The organism is Symbiopectobacterium sp. (assembly GCF_051710365.1).
GTDB lineage: Bacteria > Pseudomonadota > Gammaproteobacteria > Enterobacterales > Enterobacteriaceae > Symbiopectobacterium.
This window is the reverse complement of sequence record NZ_JBPETA010000002.1, coordinates 1-15,228: the sequence shown is the minus strand read 5'-3', so window position 1 is coordinate 15,228 and position 15,228 is coordinate 1. Positions and strand designations below refer to the sequence as shown.

The following is a 15,228-nucleotide window of genomic DNA, read 5'->3' as shown; positions in this document are numbered from 1 at the left end:
CCGGCAACATATTGGTGCAAATCAATCAACACTTGAACCATAACAACGCATCATCGCTTAAGCGTAGTGCAAACCTTGCGCAGACAGGCAAGAAAGCGAGGGAAAAGATGACAGGAATTGCACCTGATTGGTGTGTTTTTACGATTGGGCGGCGTTAACTGCCCTGCCAGCGTGTGAACAGTGCTTCAGGCAACGCAATATCAAACTGATCGAGCACACGGTTGACCGTTTGATCCACCACGTCTTGCAAGGTTTGCGGACGGTGATAAAACGCGGGAACGGGCGGCATGATCACTGCCCTCATTTCTGCGGCTGCCGTCATCAGGCGCAGATGCCCGAGGTGCAATGGGGTTTCACGCACGCACAAGACCAACGGGCGACGCTCTTTTAATATCACGTCTGCGGCACGAATCAATAAGTTATCGCTGTAGCTGTGCACAATCCCTGAAAGGGTTTTGATGGAACAGGGGAGAATCACCATTCCCGCGGTACGAAACGAACCGGACGACAGAGAGGCCGCAATGTCACGACTGTCATGCACCACGTCCGCCAATGCCTGCACATCGCGCACGCTGAAATCACTCTCCAGCGTCAGCGTTTGTCGGGCGGCCGGGCTCATGATCAAATGGGTTTCCACGTCTGCCAACGGTTGTAACACCTGTAACAGGCGCACGCCATAAATCGCGCCGCTGGCACCGGAAAGTCCAATAATGAGTCGTTTCATGCCAAACCTCGAGATGCTGCTGTGCAAAAAGGATAACGGGCAGACTTTGCCTTATCCCCGCTCAATAAGCAACAAAGGGAGGCGCTTACGCACCTCCCTTTGATGTTGCTCACAAGTCAGTCATTCCCGCGCAGGCGGGAATCTCTTACAGAAGGAACGCGTTTCTTCTCACAGAGATCCCCAGCTTTCGCCTTGGATGACATCAACCTTCGTTGTGCAGTTCCAGATCCTCGACTTCGTTCTGACTGCGCAACGCTTTGGCATCGTCATTACGCAGCCCTTCCAGATAGTCGAGATAACCCTGATCGACATCTTTTGTCACGTAGATACCGTTAAATACCGAGCATTCAAACTGCACGATATCCGGGTTTTCTTCCCGCGCGGCGGCGATCAGATCGTCGAGATCCTGGAAAATCAGGGCGTCGGCACCAATAATCTGGCGAATCTCTTCTACTTCGCGACCATGGGCAATCAGCTCATTGGCGCTCGGCATATCAATGCCGTACACGTTAGGGAAACGAATTTCCGGCGCGGCAGAGGCCAGATAAACGCGGCGTGCACCCGCTTCACGCGCCATCTCGACAATTTGCTCCGAGGTGGTACCGCGCACGATGGAGTCATCCACCAGCAGCACGTTTTTGTCGCGGAACTCAGCGCGGTTGGCGTTCAGTTTGCGACGCACCGAGTTTTTACGCTGTTCCTGACCCGGCATGATAAAGGTACGGCCAACATAGCGGTTTTTCACAAAGCCCTGGCGGTACGGTTTATCGATAATGCGCACAATCTCCAAGGCGATATCGCAGGAGGTTTCAGGGATAGGAATTACCACATCGATATCCAGATCTTCCCACACGCGGGCAATCTTCTCGCCCAGTTTTTGGCCCATGCGCACGCGGACGCTGTAGACCGAAATTTTGTCGATAAAAGAGTCCGGGCGAGCAAAATAGACATACTCGAACAGGCACGGGTTGCTTTTCGGGTTTTCGGCGCACTGGCGCGTAAACAGTTGCCCTTTCTCAGTGATGTAAACCGCCTCTCCCGGCGCTACGTCACGCAAGAACTCAAAGCCAAGGGTATCGAGCGCCACGCTTTCCGAGGCCACCATATACTCGATGCGGCCATCGGCCAGTTCGCGCTTGCCGATCACCAACGGACGGATACCGTTTGGATCGCGGAAAGCGAACAAACCGTGCCCGATGATCATCCCAACGCACGCATAGGCACCGCGAATCATTTTATGGGTGGCGGCAACGGCAGCAAACACGTTGTCGGCATCCAGCGGGTAGTGTTGGAAACGATCCAACTCGCAGGCAAAGATATTGAGCAGAATCTCGGAATCAGAGGTGGTGTTAACGTGGCGACGCCCTTGCTCAAACAGCTGTTTGCGCAGTTCATGGGCGTTGGTCAGGTTACCGTTGTGCGCCAGCGTGATGCCAAACGGGGAATTGACATAAAACGGCTGGGCCTCCGATGCGCTGGAGCTGCCCGCGGTAGGATAACGCACATGCCCCACGCCCATATTGCCTTGCAGGCGCTGCATGTGACGCGCCTCGAATACGTCCTTCACCAGGCCGTTTGCCTTACGCAGGCGGAAGCAGTTCATGGGGTCGATGGTGACGATGCCTGCGGCATCTTGTCCACGGTGCTGTAACACCGTTAACGCGTCATAAATCGACTGGTTTACCGGTGTAAAACCGGCGATACCGACAATACCGCACATGTTGTCTTTTCCTCATCAGCGCTACCGCAGCTCTATGTGCTGCGGCAAGAAACTTGATGTGCTTTGCAGGTAGTCGAAAAACCACCTGATGATATAGCTAAACTGCGGGATAAGCTGAGACCGTTTCCAGTCGTCGCTTTGTGAAAAACCGGTACCGGTAAAGGTATCCAAAAAGAACAGCAATGCAGAGACAATCAACACACCGCGCAATGCACCAAAGCAAATGCCCAGTACTCTGTCGGTGCCTGAAAGCCCGGTTCGTTCAACCAGTGAACCAATCACATAGTTGACGATCGCTCCCACAATCAATGTCGCAATAAACAGAATGGCGATGGCAACCCCGTTGCGCACCAGCTCGTCTTCAAAACGCGTGAAATAGACCGACAGGTATGGGTAATAATGGCTGGCGACAAAGAATGCACTGCCCCAGGTGATCAGCGAAAGCGCCTCACGAACAAAGCCCCGGATCAAACTGACCAGCGCAGAGAAACCAATAATGCCAATGATGACGTAATCAACCCAAACCATGAATTCTCTCACTCACGAACGATGCCAACACAATCTCTCTCGCACCAGCAATCATTACCGCCAGCTCAAGAGAGCGTAGCGCCGCTCATCATCCTGTTCGCGGCGCATTCTAACAGAAAAAGAAAACGTTTGCGTAGCCTATTCCCCAACGATTTCACCGATAGGTGAATTTGCTGGCAGCGTACTGGCAAAGTCACTTTTCTTCCGCGTCATCCTCGGCGAAAGCCGGGGATGACGCGGTGGGCAGGGATGACCGTTTTAGTAGGTTTTGCCAACAACCTCAGCGGACTTAACCCTCTTGCAACCCTTAACGTGCTCTGTAGTTCCTGACCTGCCCGCTCAGCCCACTCAGCTGTTGCAGTTCGCCAAGGGCGGACTGTAATTTCTGTTTTGACGCATCCGGCCCGACGTAAACGCGGGTTATCTCCCCTGCGACGGGTGTCGACGGCACCGTGTAGGCGCGGTATCCCGACAGGCGCAGCTTGGCAACAATTTCATTCACCTTATCCGCATTTTTCAGTGCACCCAGTTGCACCACATAGGCTTGTCCTGCGGGCGCGGCTTCCTGCTTCACTTCCGGTTGCGCTACGGGCGGCGGTGTAGGCGTTGCCGGCTTGCTTTCCGGTTTCGGCTCAGGTTTCACTTCCGGTTTGATTTCCGGCTTCGCCTTGGGTTTGGTTTCCGGCTTCACGTCCACTTTAGGGGTTACCGGACGCGCTGCCACGACTGGCGGGGCAATTTCTATCGGTGCGGCAGGAGGCGGTGGCGTACTGCTCGGCGGTGCCTGCATGGCACCGTCATCCTCAGGCGCGGTCACACCGCCCTGAGCCGGTTGCCCTTGCATCGCCTGCTGTGCCCCTTTCGGCGGCTCACTGGGCAACGACTGGTTCAGTGAAGGCAGCGATTCGGCCTCCGTGCTGTCACCCGGCTTTGGCACCAGCGGGATCGCGGCAAACTCATCTTCATAATGTTTCTTTTTGCCATCCAGCAGTGCTGGCAGCACAATAACGCCCAACGCCACCAGAATAATGGTGCCGACCAGACGGTTTTGAAACTTACTTGCCATTCGATCCCCTCTCCTCCTGCGCTTTCATCACATGCGCTACCGTATGAAAAGATCCGCACACCACGACAGTATCCTGCGTATCTGCATCTTGCATCGCCTGATGCCAGGCGTTCGCGACATCGTCAAACGACCGGCAGCGATCCAGATGTGCCGCTATCAATTCAGCGCTGGCACCACGTGGCCCCTCCAACGGGGCGCAATACCATTCATCCACCACGGGCTTGAGGTGCGCCAGCGTATCGGGAATATCTTTATCGGCCAGCATACCAATCACCGCACGTACTTTGCCCGTTTTTGGCAACTGCGCCAATCGCCCGGCCAGATAGGCTGCTGCATGGGGATTATGCGCAACATCCAGAATCAGTTTCGGCTGTTCACTCACCGTTTGGAACCGGCACGGTAACGCAGCGCGACGCAACCCCTGTTCGACAGCCGCCAGAGAGACGTCAATCGGCCCCTGGCGCAGCGCGGCCAGCGCCGTAGCAGCGTTGGGCAATGGCACGTTCGGCAGCGGCAGCGTCATGCGCTCTCCGTCGGCGGATTGCCAATACCAGCCGTCGCCTTCCAGCGCAAAGTGCCAATCGCGACCACGCTTGAACAACAATGCCCCTTTCTCTTCGGCCACAGCAGCAATAGAGGCGGGCATATCCGGCTCACCCACCACGGCTGGAGTATTACCGCGGAAGATACCGGCCTTTTCGCGACCAATACTTTCGCGGTCATGCCCTAACCAGTCAGTATGATCGAGCGCAATACTGGTCACCACCGTCACGTCAGCATCCACAATATTGGTGGCATCCAGACGCCCACCTAACCCGACTTCCAGAATCACCACATCCAGATTTGCCTGCCTGAAGAGGTGCAGTGCCGCAAGGGTGCCAAACTCGAAATAGGTCAATGAGACATCGCCACGCCCTGCTTCGATCTCGGCAAACGCCTGAGTGTGCGCGGTTTCCGGCAATTCCTGGCCTTTAATGCGCACACGCTCGGTATAACGCAGCAGGTGGGGCGAACTGTAAACGCCGACACGTAAACCCGCCGCCATCAAAATGGCTTCCAGCGTACAACAGGTAGTGCCTTTTCCGTTGGTGCCCGCGACGGTAAACACCGTTGGGGCCGGACGCAGCAGATGAAGACGGTCGGCAACCTGTTTAACACGCGCCAATCCCATATCAATGGCAGTGGCGTGCAGGTGCTCCAGATAATGAAGCCACGCGGCCAAAGGCGACGTGGCTTGGGGAATGAGAAGATTTTCCATGAGTCCCGTTCACTGGCTTACGGTTCATTGATACAGGGTGCACAGAACGGCCTAAGCACAATCCTGTCGCACCCTGTTCATGTGTCACTTATTGCGCATCATCCTGCGGTTCAGTGGTCACTTCCGGCGGACGAACCTCAGCGGTGTCCACCGGCTCAGGGTGGTTGGTCAGCCGAGACAGTATGCTGGCTAACTTGAAGCGCATTTCCGGGCGGCGCACGATCATGTCAATCGCCCCTTTTTCCAGCAGGAACTCACTGCGTTGGAAACCTGGCGGCAATTTTTCACTTACCGTCTGTTCGATAACGCGCGGACCGGCAAAACCGATCAGCGCTTTAGGTTCAGCAATATTCAAATCGCCGAGCATCGCCAGACTGGCGGAAACACCGCCCATGGTCGGGTCGGTCAACACCGAAATATAGGGCAGACCGCGCTCGCGCATTTTTGCCAACGCTGCGCTGGTTTTCGCCATTTGCATCAGCGACATCAGCGCTTCCTGCATACGCGCACCGCCGCTGGCGGAGAAACACACCAGCGGACAGCCATCTTCCAACGCCTGCTCAACCGCACGCACAAAACGCGCGCCGACCACAGAGGCCATGGAACCGCCCATAAAGGCAAATTCAAAGGAAGCAGCGACCACCGGCATGCCGTACAGCGTGCCTTTCATCACCACCAACGCGTCTTTTTCGTCAGACTGCTTTTGTGCAGCAACCAGACGATCTTTGTATTTCTTCGAGTCTTTGAACTTCAGCGCATCCTTGGGCTCCAGCTCACTACCCAGCTCAACCACGCTGTCCTTATCCAGAAACGCATTCAAGCGCGCACGGGCGGAAAGTCGCATGTGGTGGTCACACTTGGGACACACCTCAAGGTTACGCTCCAATTCAGCGCGGTAAAGCACCTGACCACAACTGTCACATTTGGTCCATACCCCTTCAGGAATATTGGCCTTGCGGGTCGGTGTAATGTTGCTCTTGTTAAGAATTCGTTCAATCCAGCTCATTGATAACCTTTCTGCTTGAACCTGGCCGTGGCCAGTCCGCTCTGCCCCGTCACTACGCCCGTTTACCGCAGCTTGAACCGGTGTTTACACCCGTATTGCAAGGCGCTGATAACGCAGGTCGTCATCAGGGACAGACCATAAATGCCGCTCATTAAACCATAACACTCCGGGACTGTGGATAGAAAACTGGTCAAACCGGAGCGATTACCGCGTTTATTCTTGTGAACGCGACGGGCTATTCGCCCGGGCCGCCGCTCGTCTATGCCGCCAGATTTCAATGATCCCCGGCAAAATAGAGATGAAAATAATCGCGACAATCAATAACTTCAAGTTTTCTTGCACAATCGGCAGGTCGCCGAACAGGTAACCTGCGTAGGTAAACAGTAATACCCACAGCAATGCCCCTACCACATTATAGAGAGCAAAATGGCGGTAGCGCATATGTCCCATACCGGCGACAAACGGCGCGAATGTTCTCACAATCGGTACAAAGCGCGCCAGAATAATCGTTTTACCGCCGTGACGGGCATAAAACTGGTGCGTTTTATCCAGATAACTGCGGCGAAAAATTTTCGAATCGGGGTTACTGAACAGCTTTTCCCCGAACAAACGCCCGATGGTGTAATTGACCGCATCCCCGAGTATGGCCGCCGCGACCATCAGCGCCACCATGGTGTGCACATCCAGATCGTTAGTGGGCAATGCCGCCAGCGCGCCAGCGACAAACAACAGGGAATCTCCCGGCAGAAATGGCGTCACCACTAGACCTGTTTCGCAAAACAGGATTAAAAACAGAATGGCATAAATCCAGACACCGTATTGCGCAACCAGTTCCGCAAGGTGAACGTCAATATGCAGAATAAAATCGATGATAAAGCGTACAAACGCGACAAGTTCCATCATGTGCATGTTTCACGGCGCAATGCCGTGAGAATCCTCTAGTGTTTAGCGCGGTGCGATACAACCGCCCGCCACGGGTCAATCTTCCAGAAACAGCGGGCCCATTGGCGCAACGGGCAGTTCGAAACGTGCCGGATAATCTACCGCCACCAGATAAAGACCGTCGGCGCGCGCCGTGGCGGCCGCCAGCGTGCGATCTTTAGCCGCCAGCAGTTCGGCTATCCAGGATTCAGGCTGATTACCGCATCCCACTTCCATCAGGCTACCAACGATATTGCGCACCATATGATGAACAAACGCATTGGCTTTAATATCTACCACGATGTAAGCGCCATGACGCGTAACCTTTAAATGATTTACATTGCGCCACGGCGTGCGCGACTGGCATTGCACGGCGCGAAACGAGGTGAAATCATTCTCACCCAGCAGGCTTTGCCCGGCGCGTTCCATGCGCGCTGCATCCAACGGGAAATGGAACTGCGTTACGCCACGCACTAATACCGCCGGGCGCAGGCGATGATTAAAGATAAGGTAGCGATAGCGACGTGCCGTGGCGCTGAAACGTGCATGAAAATCATCATCGATGGTTTTCACCCAGCGCACGGCGATATCCGCTGGCAAATGGGCATTGACGCCCATGGTCCAGGCAGCATCTTTGCGCTGAGCCTGGGTGGTGAAGTGCACCACTTGCCCGGTAGCGTGCACGCCGGCATCGGTTCTGCCGGCGCAAAACACGGTAATCGGTTCATCGGCCACTTTACTCAGCTCCTGTTCCAGATGCCCTTGCACGCTCTCTACTTCAGCCTGACGCTGCCAGCCATAATAGCGGCTACCGTCATACTCAATGCCCAGCGCCACCTTGATACCAGCAGGCTGCGGCGGCAAATTACTGTCTGACATTACCCCAGATACTCCTGCACCAGCCGTTCTGCCGTTTCCACCGCCATCAACGCGCCGCCGAAGAGTACGTTATCCGCAACCGACCAGAATTGCAGCAGTTCGGGAATGCCGTAATCATTGCGCAGGCAACCAATCTTGAGCTGAACGTTGTCAGAAGCATCTTCCACTTGCGTCGGGTAGTCGTCTTCATCACTGAGTTGAATATCTTCAGCGCGTGCGAGTTCATCTCGGGCCTCCTCCGCAGACAGCGGCCGTAATGCCTCAAGATGTACGACCTGTGCATGGCCGTAAAACACCGGAGCCTGTAAGCAGTTAACGGAGATTGGCAGCCCTTCGTCCTGTAACACCTTACGCACCTGATCCACCAATCGACGCTCTTGTGCCACGCTGCCTTGCGCATCCGCCAGAAACGGCAGCACATTAAACGCCAGCTGTTTGGCAAACAAGCCCAGTTCCGGTGGAATGCCGTTCAGCAAACGGGCACTCTGCCCGGCTAAATCGTCTACCGCCACTTTGCCCAGCGCAGACACAGAGAGCAGATTGGTGACGTGAAGACGTGACAGCCCGGCTTGCTCGATCAGCGGTTTAATAGCCAGCAGCAGCTGGCTCACCAGACTGTCTGCCACGGCGACGATATTGCGATTACGGTAATCCGCCAGCACATGGGTGTTGACACCCGGCACCACCAACGGGACATCCGGCTCCAGCGCGAACAGATCGCTGCTATCAATCACCAGGCAACCTGCGTTACCGGCGTCTTCCGTATAGCGTGCGCTCACTTCGCTGCCCGCGACAAAGAAGGCCAACTGTGCCTGAGACCAATCAAACTCGGCCGCATCCTCGACTTGCCAGGATTTGCCGTTGATCCTCACGGATTCCCCCACGCTGCGTTCGCTGGCGAGTGGATAGAGCGTGCCTACGGGAAACGCGCGCTCTTGCAACAACTCCAGCAGCGCCGTTCCCACCGCACCCGTTGCGCCCAATAGCGCAATATTCCAGCCGTCAGACATGTGGTGTTCTCCCATTCGTCAATACCTCTTGCTCGGGCGGTATATCACCACCCGAATACCCTACGCTAAAAACGTCGTATTTGATGACACCCTCTCACCTCACTACGGCAAGATGGCAGTGAAACCCAATGCATTCAGACAGGCCACACTGGCCTCATCAGAACAAGTGACACGCAGCGAAGACCATTCGCGGCGCTCCTGATAGTGTTTACGCAGACGATCAAATCCGCCAGCTTGACCCGCAGACTGGCGCAACAGCGCATCGTCGCGGCGTACATCATACACCAGATGCACCAGACGCTTAAGCAACGCTTGATCGAGAGGGGCCGTTACGTGAACATCCGTGATATCCGGGGCAGGCAACAGCGATGACAGCGGCACTTGCTGAGGCTGCCCGATAAACTGGCACAACGCCTCAAACACTTGCGTGGTACCGCGCGCCTTGCCTTCCAGCGTATAGCCAGCAATATGCGCCGTACCCACGTCTGCACGCGCCAGCAAATCCAGCGAAAGTCCCGGCTCCGGCTCCCACACGTCCAGCACCACGCGCAGATCCTTGCCTTGCTGTAACGCCCGCAGCAGGGCTGCGTTATCAACCACCGGCCCGCGACACGCGTTGATCAAAATACGGCCAGCGGGCAAGGCGGCGAGCGCCGCGTCATCAATCAGGTGCAGGGTGTTATCTGGGCCACCCTTGGTCAAGGGCGTATGCAGCGTGACAATATCCGCGTCACGCAATAGCGCATCCAGCGGCAAAAAGGGGCCAACATCACCATTGCGCGCGCGAGGGGGATCGCACAGTAACGTCTTCACTCCCCAGGCGTTGAGGCGTGCCTGCAAACGCCGTCCGACGTTGCCCACACCGACAATCCCAACGCTTTTGTCGCGCAACTGAAAGCCATCTCGCTCCGCCAGCATCAGCAGCGCAGAAAAAACGTATTCCACCACCGCGATGGCATTGCAACCCGGCGCGGCTGAAAATCCGACCCCCTGCTCACGCAGCCAGGCTTCATCCACATGATCGGTGCCCGCCGTGGCGCTGCCGACGAAGGTCACGCCCGAATCCGCTAACAGCGCGGCGTTAACCGGCGTGACGGAGCGCACCATCAGGGCGTGTGCCTGTGTCAGCGCCTCAACGGGCAACGGCCTTCCCGGCACGGCCACCATCTCACCCACGTGGCTGAACAGCTTGCGCGCATACGGCATATTCTCATCAACCACAATTTTCATGTACGACCCCGGTCAGGTAACGTTTGCAAGAAAAACAGGAGCACTATTTTGCCACCGAATGGTGAAGAATCCCAACTCTATCCCCATCGATTAAGGTCTGGTTCGATACCCTTCCGGCGTGGACCCACTTTGCTGGCGAAACATGGCGATAAACGCCGATGAAGAGCTGTAGCCGACTTCCAGCGCTACAGACTGCACGCTCATGCCCTGACGCAACAATGCCAGCGCTTGCAGGTAGCGTAGCCGTTGTCGCCACTCGCTGAATGACATACCGAGTAATGCCTGACAGCGCCGCGACAGCGTGCGTTCCGTGCTGTAGACCTCGGTTGCCCATTGCGCCAGCGTACGGTTATCCGCCGGGCACTGCTCCAGAGCATGCAACACTGGAGCCAACAGGCGATCGTCGGTTCCCGGCAAGTAATTGCGTTGGCGCGGTGCCACCGTCATTTGATCGCATAGCACACGACACAAGCGCAGGTCGGGTTTATCGTGAGGGATCAGCACGTCGCGCGCGAATAGATCATCCTGAATCGCCTTAAACAGCGGGCCGACCTCAAGCAGGCACGGCGTTTCGGGAAGTTCTGCATACCAGCGCGTATCGAAATTGATGGTGCGAATGGTGGCCTGACGTTGGTTGTAGCAAGCGTGCTTAATCCCCTGCGGTAACCAGATAGCAAAATGGGTCGGTGCCCAAAAACGCTCCTGTGCGAGACGCAGCACCACAACACCAGAAACCACATACAGCAATTGCCCCCACTCATGACGATGAGGCAGGTATTCCGTATCCGCTCTGACCGCTTCGGTACACAAAAACACCCCGTTCGGCGGTATGCCTTCAGGGCGGTAGTAAGATCGTTGTCGCGTCATGTTGTCTGTCTTACCGTTCAGAATGTCTTGTTTTCACTATATAGAACGAACCCGCCTGTCGTAAACTGACTTACCACGTTAATGAGAATTGTTATCATGCACCTGTTATTCCCACTTATCGCCGTCCTGTTTTGGTCATTTAACGTGATCGTTAACAAACTTTCCGTTGGTGTCATCGATCCAGCAGCGATGTCATTCTACCGCTGGCTGTTGGCTCTGCTGGTACTGACGCCCTTTATGTTGCCTCAGTTGCGACACCACGCGGGCACCATCAGGCTACACTGGGGAAAATTGCTGTTTCTGGGGTTTCTCGGCATGGTGCTCTACCAAAGCATGGCTTACTATGCCGCACACAGCATCAGTGCGCTGATGATGGGCATGCTGGTTTAGTTGATCCCCTTGTTCACGGTATTGATCAGCATTCCGTTGCTCGGCGTGGTACCCACCTTGAGCTTACTGTGCGGCAGTCTGCTCTCCTTTTTCGGCATCAGTTGGCTTATCAGCGGTGGACATCCGGCTCTGATTCTGGCGCAGGGCATCGGGCGCGGCGAGGTGATGATGTTTATTGCTGCGTTAGCCTACGCCTTGTACGGCGTATTAACCAAACGCTGGTCCATTGCTCTGCCCACCTGGGTGTCGTCTACGTGCAGATTGCCTTTGGCGTCGTGCTGTTGCTGCCGAACTTATTGTTGGCAGAAAGCATTGCCCTGAACGCGCAAAACCTACCGCTGGTGCTGTTCGCCGGTATTTTCGCCTCTATCCTCGCTCCGTGGATGTGGATCGTCGGGGTGATGCGCATCGGGGCCAATAACGCCAGCATTTTCATTAATCTGACACCGGTGTTTACCGCGCTGATCGCCGTGACGTTGCTGCATGAAACGCTGCACAGCTACCACATCGTGGGCGGGATACTGGTATTACTCGGGGTTGTCATGGCGCAGCATATGCGTACTCCGCGCGCTCAGCACAACTCCATTCGCACACCGGATAGCGATACGTCTCGCAGCCAAATCCATGAAGTGGAAACAAACCGCAAATAAGAAGACATTTTCCCCTATGATCTGACTATTCTCGCACCAGACACCTTGCTATGATTTCCGTTGCCTATTCAGGGCTCCCGGGGAATGCAGGGTGTCTTTCACGCAGTGAGGAGTCCATCATGCAGCCTGTCAGCAGTCCGGGAACCCCGACGCCGGGAGATCGCCCCCCCGCATGGCCGACGTCGGCCATTGCCTCTTCCTCATCCAATACGGCGGCGGCGAACTCCCCGCTCAGCTTTACCCAGCGCGCCACGCTGGATACGCTGGTGGTCAAGCTACAGGCGCTGACGTCGCTGAGTAACAATGCCATCTGGACCACACTACGTCAGGACATCGGTCTGGCGCCAAACCAGACCTTGCTCGGACAGCATTTTACCGCCGCCGAGCAGTCATTGCAGAACCAACTGGTGCAGGCGCAAACACAGCAAAGCAGCGCCCGCCATCCGTTATTGCAACGCTTGACCGATCTGCTGCCGCAAGGAAACAACAGCCAGCGCGTCACTCAGTTTTTACGTCAGGAATTTGGTCATACCGAACTCAAAGCGCTGACGCAGCCCCAGTTACAACGGGTGCTGACCATGTTGCAAACACCGCCCGATGCGGCACCGCTAAATGCCGCGTCAGGCAGAGCACCCGCGCTTGCCACAACGCTGGTGCAAAATGCGCTCACCAATGTTGCGACCAATGCCGCGACCACGGCCCTGCTGCAACGTCCGTTATCCAGCGTCGAGCAGAACAGCCTGAATCAGATGGTGGTGCGATTGTCCGCGCTGCTGGGCGAACCGACGGAAAAAATCTGGACGTCATTGACGGCAATGCAACACCAGCCGCCGTGCACGCCGATCCCCGCTCGTCATTTGCCGCTCCTGATGCAATATTTGCAAACGCAAACTGACCTGCATCATCTGCTGACCACCGGCAACGGGCGCAGCGATGCGCCCGCGACTCTGGCAACAACGTCGACCGCAACCACTGCGGCGGGCAATGCGGCGCAACCCCCAATGACTGCGACTCAGTCCACCTTGTACACGCTGTTTCAACCCGCGTTGGAAGCCAATGAGCGACAGTTGTTGCTGGACTACAGTCAAAACCGTTTCAATGCCGGGGTACAAACACCGCTCACCCAACCGCAACTCAACGAACTGGTGACCTTTTTGTTCGCTCACCGCATGCAGCGCGCTTCCGACGGGGAACTGACGATACAGAGCCTGTTCCCGCATCCGCAGCCGATTGCCAACCCGCTGGTTGCTGCCTTACCGCCTGCCCTCCAGGCCGTGTTCAACAAACCGCTATTTTGGCCCATTGTCAGCGTTTGCGTGGTGATATTTTTGTTGTGGGTACTGTTTTAACAAACAAAAAAACCGGGGCACAAGGCCCCGGTTCAGCAAAACAGACGATTTAGGGTATATCGATTACGCTAACTTGCGCATCACCAACGTAGCATTGGTGCCGCCGAAGCCAAAACCGTTGGACATTACCGTGGTCAGCTTACGCTCAGTCGGTTGTGTCACGATGTTCATGTCCTGCGCCAACTCATCCAGCGTATCAACGTTAATGCTTGGCGCGATAAAACCGTGCTCCAGCATCAGCAGAGAGTAGATCGCTTCCTGTACGCCCGCTGCGCCGAGGGAGTGCCCGGTCATGGCCTTGGTTGCCGAGATGGGTGGAACCGCATCGCCAAACACCTGACGAATCGCCCACAGCTCTTTCACGTCCCCCACCGGCGTAGAAGTACCATGGGTGTTGATATAATCGATAGGGGTATCCACATCCTGCATCGCAAGCTTCATGCAGCGCACTGCGCCTTCACCGGACGGCGCAACCATGTCGGCACCGTCAGAGGTTGCACCGTATCCCACCACTTCGGCGTAAATATGTGCACCACGCGCCAGCGCATGTTCCAGTTCTTCCACGACCACCATACCGCCGCCACCGGCGATAACAAAACCGTCACGATCGGCATCATAGGTGCGGGACGCTTTTTCCGGCGTTTCGTTATATTTGGTAGACAGCGCGCCCATGGCATCAAATTCACAGGCCAGTTCCCAGCATAGCTCTTCACCGCCACCAGCAAATACGATGTCCTGTTTACCCAGTTGGATTTGCTCTACCGCATTACCAATACAGTGCGCAGAGGTGGCGCAGGCAGAGCTGATGGAGTAGTTCACGCCCTGAATTTTAAAGGGCGTTGCAAGACAGGCTGACACCGCAGAACCCATCGCTTTGGTCACCACATACGGGCCAACCGCTTTCAGGCCCCGTGGGCTGCGCATGGCATCCGCGCCAAACACTTGAGAACGCGCGGAACCGCCGGAACCGGCAATCAAACCGACACGCGGATTGTTTTGGTAAACCTCAGGTGCCAGCTTGGCATCGTCAATGGCTTGTTCCATCGACAAAAAAGCATAGACAGAGGCATCGCTCATGAAACGCACGACCTTACGTTCAATGAGGCCGGCAGTATCCAGCTTCACATTGCCCCAGACGTGACTACGCATACCGGAATCTTTCAGCTCTTGTGAGAACGTAATACCCGAGCGGCCTTCCCGCAACGATGCCAGGACTTCCTGCTGGTTATTACCAATGCTTGAGACGATCCCCAGGCCAGTAATCACTGCACGTTTCATTCAATACCTCTTTCCGTATAAATGTATTTTGGGATTTCGTCACGCACTTTAGCGTACAGATGTAAGCTGAACAAGTCCGATCACCCAACCTTTTACAAAATTTGCGCGCTGGACGCTGGCTGAGTAAAATCGCGCTATCGCTTTAAAAATGAGTCAATTATCGTGAAAGACCATGCTGTTCAGCACGGTACTCTCTCCTAGAACGAACAGGGTACACCTGTTTCGCAACAGTTTGATGACGTTTACTTCTCAAATCAGGATGGGTTGGAAGAGACCCGCTACGTTTTCTTGCAAGGCAATCACTTTCCGGCGCGCTTTGTTGAGCATTCACGCCCACTGTGCATCATTGCGG

Annotated in this window: 13 protein-coding genes and 2 pseudogenes; 3 read left to right on the top strand and 12 right to left on the bottom strand. The window is 55.6% G+C overall.

Annotation, left to right across the window (positions count from 1 at the left end; all coding sequences use genetic code 11):
• Positions 1 to 154 precede the first annotated feature (154 nt).
• From ACTBDZ_RS00305 to ACTBDZ_RS00255, 11 genes are all read right to left on the bottom strand, one after another.
• The gene (locus ACTBDZ_RS00305; protein ID WP_438813771.1) at positions 155 to 724 is read right to left on the bottom strand and encodes a UbiX family flavin prenyltransferase; all 570 of its coding nucleotides are present in this window, start codon (positions 722 to 724) and stop codon (positions 155 to 157) included.
• Between the two features lie 202 nt (positions 725 to 926).
• Positions 927 to 2,444 carry an amidophosphoribosyltransferase gene (purF, locus tag ACTBDZ_RS00300; protein WP_438813770.1) on the bottom strand — a complete coding sequence of 506 codons (1,518 nt, stop codon included), beginning with the start codon at positions 2,442 to 2,444 and terminating at the stop codon, positions 927 to 929.
• A gap of 21 nt (positions 2,445 to 2,465) precedes the next feature.
• Positions 2,466 to 2,972: a colicin V production protein gene (gene cvpA, locus ACTBDZ_RS00295; RefSeq protein ID WP_438813769.1), complete on the bottom strand. Its 507-nt coding sequence runs from the start codon at positions 2,970 to 2,972 to the stop codon at positions 2,466 to 2,468.
• A 307-nt stretch (positions 2,973 to 3,279) separates the two neighbouring features.
• A complete protein-coding gene (gene dedD / locus ACTBDZ_RS00290) occupies positions 3,280 to 4,038 on the bottom strand; it encodes a cell division protein DedD (RefSeq protein ID WP_438813768.1) in 759 nt (252 codons plus the stop codon).
• A complete protein-coding gene (gene folC, locus ACTBDZ_RS00285; protein WP_438813767.1) occupies positions 4,028 to 5,296 on the bottom strand; it encodes a bifunctional tetrahydrofolate synthase/dihydrofolate synthase in 1,269 nt (422 codons plus the stop codon). The genes dedD and folC overlap by 11 nt, the downstream gene beginning before the upstream one ends.
• A gap of 88 nt (positions 5,297 to 5,384) precedes the next feature.
• Positions 5,385 to 6,302 (bottom strand): acetyl-CoA carboxylase, carboxyltransferase subunit beta, encoded by a 918-nt coding sequence (gene accD, locus ACTBDZ_RS00280; protein WP_438813766.1) that lies wholly within the window; start codon positions 6,300 to 6,302, stop codon positions 5,385 to 5,387.
• A gap of 213 nt (positions 6,303 to 6,515) precedes the next feature.
• Positions 6,516 to 7,202 carry a DedA family protein gene (locus tag ACTBDZ_RS00275; protein ID WP_438813792.1) on the bottom strand — a complete coding sequence of 229 codons (687 nt, stop codon included), beginning with the start codon at positions 7,200 to 7,202 and terminating at the stop codon, positions 6,516 to 6,518.
• Between the two features lie 78 nt (positions 7,203 to 7,280).
• Positions 7,281 to 8,102, bottom strand: coding sequence for a tRNA pseudouridine(38-40) synthase TruA (truA, locus tag ACTBDZ_RS00270; protein ID WP_438813765.1), 822 nt, complete (start codon positions 8,100 to 8,102; stop codon positions 7,281 to 7,283).
• On the bottom strand, positions 8,102 to 9,112 hold the full coding sequence (locus ACTBDZ_RS00265) for an aspartate-semialdehyde dehydrogenase (RefSeq protein WP_438813791.1): 1,011 nt from the start codon (positions 9,110 to 9,112) through the stop codon (positions 8,102 to 8,104). The genes truA and ACTBDZ_RS00265 overlap by 1 nt, the downstream gene beginning before the upstream one ends.
• A gap of 102 nt (positions 9,113 to 9,214) precedes the next feature.
• A complete protein-coding gene (locus tag ACTBDZ_RS00260) occupies positions 9,215 to 10,342 on the bottom strand; it encodes a DUF3410 domain-containing protein (RefSeq protein ID WP_438813764.1) in 1,128 nt (375 codons plus the stop codon).
• A gap of 90 nt (positions 10,343 to 10,432) precedes the next feature.
• Complete coding sequence (locus ACTBDZ_RS00255) at positions 10,433 to 11,209, bottom strand: helix-turn-helix domain-containing protein (RefSeq protein ID WP_438813763.1); 777 nt, start codon at positions 11,207 to 11,209, stop codon at positions 10,433 to 10,435.
• A 96-nt stretch (positions 11,210 to 11,305) separates the two neighbouring features.
• Between ACTBDZ_RS00255 and ACTBDZ_RS00250 the strand changes: the two are divergent.
• Positions 11,306 to 12,249 (top strand): annotated as a pseudogene (locus ACTBDZ_RS00250) (DMT family transporter).
• Positions 12,250 to 12,368: 119 nt separating this feature from the next.
• Positions 12,369 to 13,598 (top strand): flagella biosynthesis regulator Flk, encoded by a 1,230-nt coding sequence (locus ACTBDZ_RS00245; RefSeq protein ID WP_438813762.1) that lies wholly within the window; start codon positions 12,369 to 12,371, stop codon positions 13,596 to 13,598.
• Positions 13,599 to 13,661: 63 nt separating this feature from the next.
• On the opposite strand, the gene fabB is transcribed toward ACTBDZ_RS00245, so the two are convergent.
• A complete protein-coding gene (gene fabB / locus ACTBDZ_RS00240; RefSeq protein ID WP_438813761.1) occupies positions 13,662 to 14,876 on the bottom strand; it encodes a beta-ketoacyl-ACP synthase I in 1,215 nt (404 codons plus the stop codon).
• A 162-nt stretch (positions 14,877 to 15,038) separates the two neighbouring features.
• On the opposite strand from fabB, the pseudogene ACTBDZ_RS00235 reads away from it, so the two are divergent.
• Positions 15,039 to 15,228, top strand: a pseudogene (locus tag ACTBDZ_RS00235) (hypothetical protein); the annotation flags it as partial.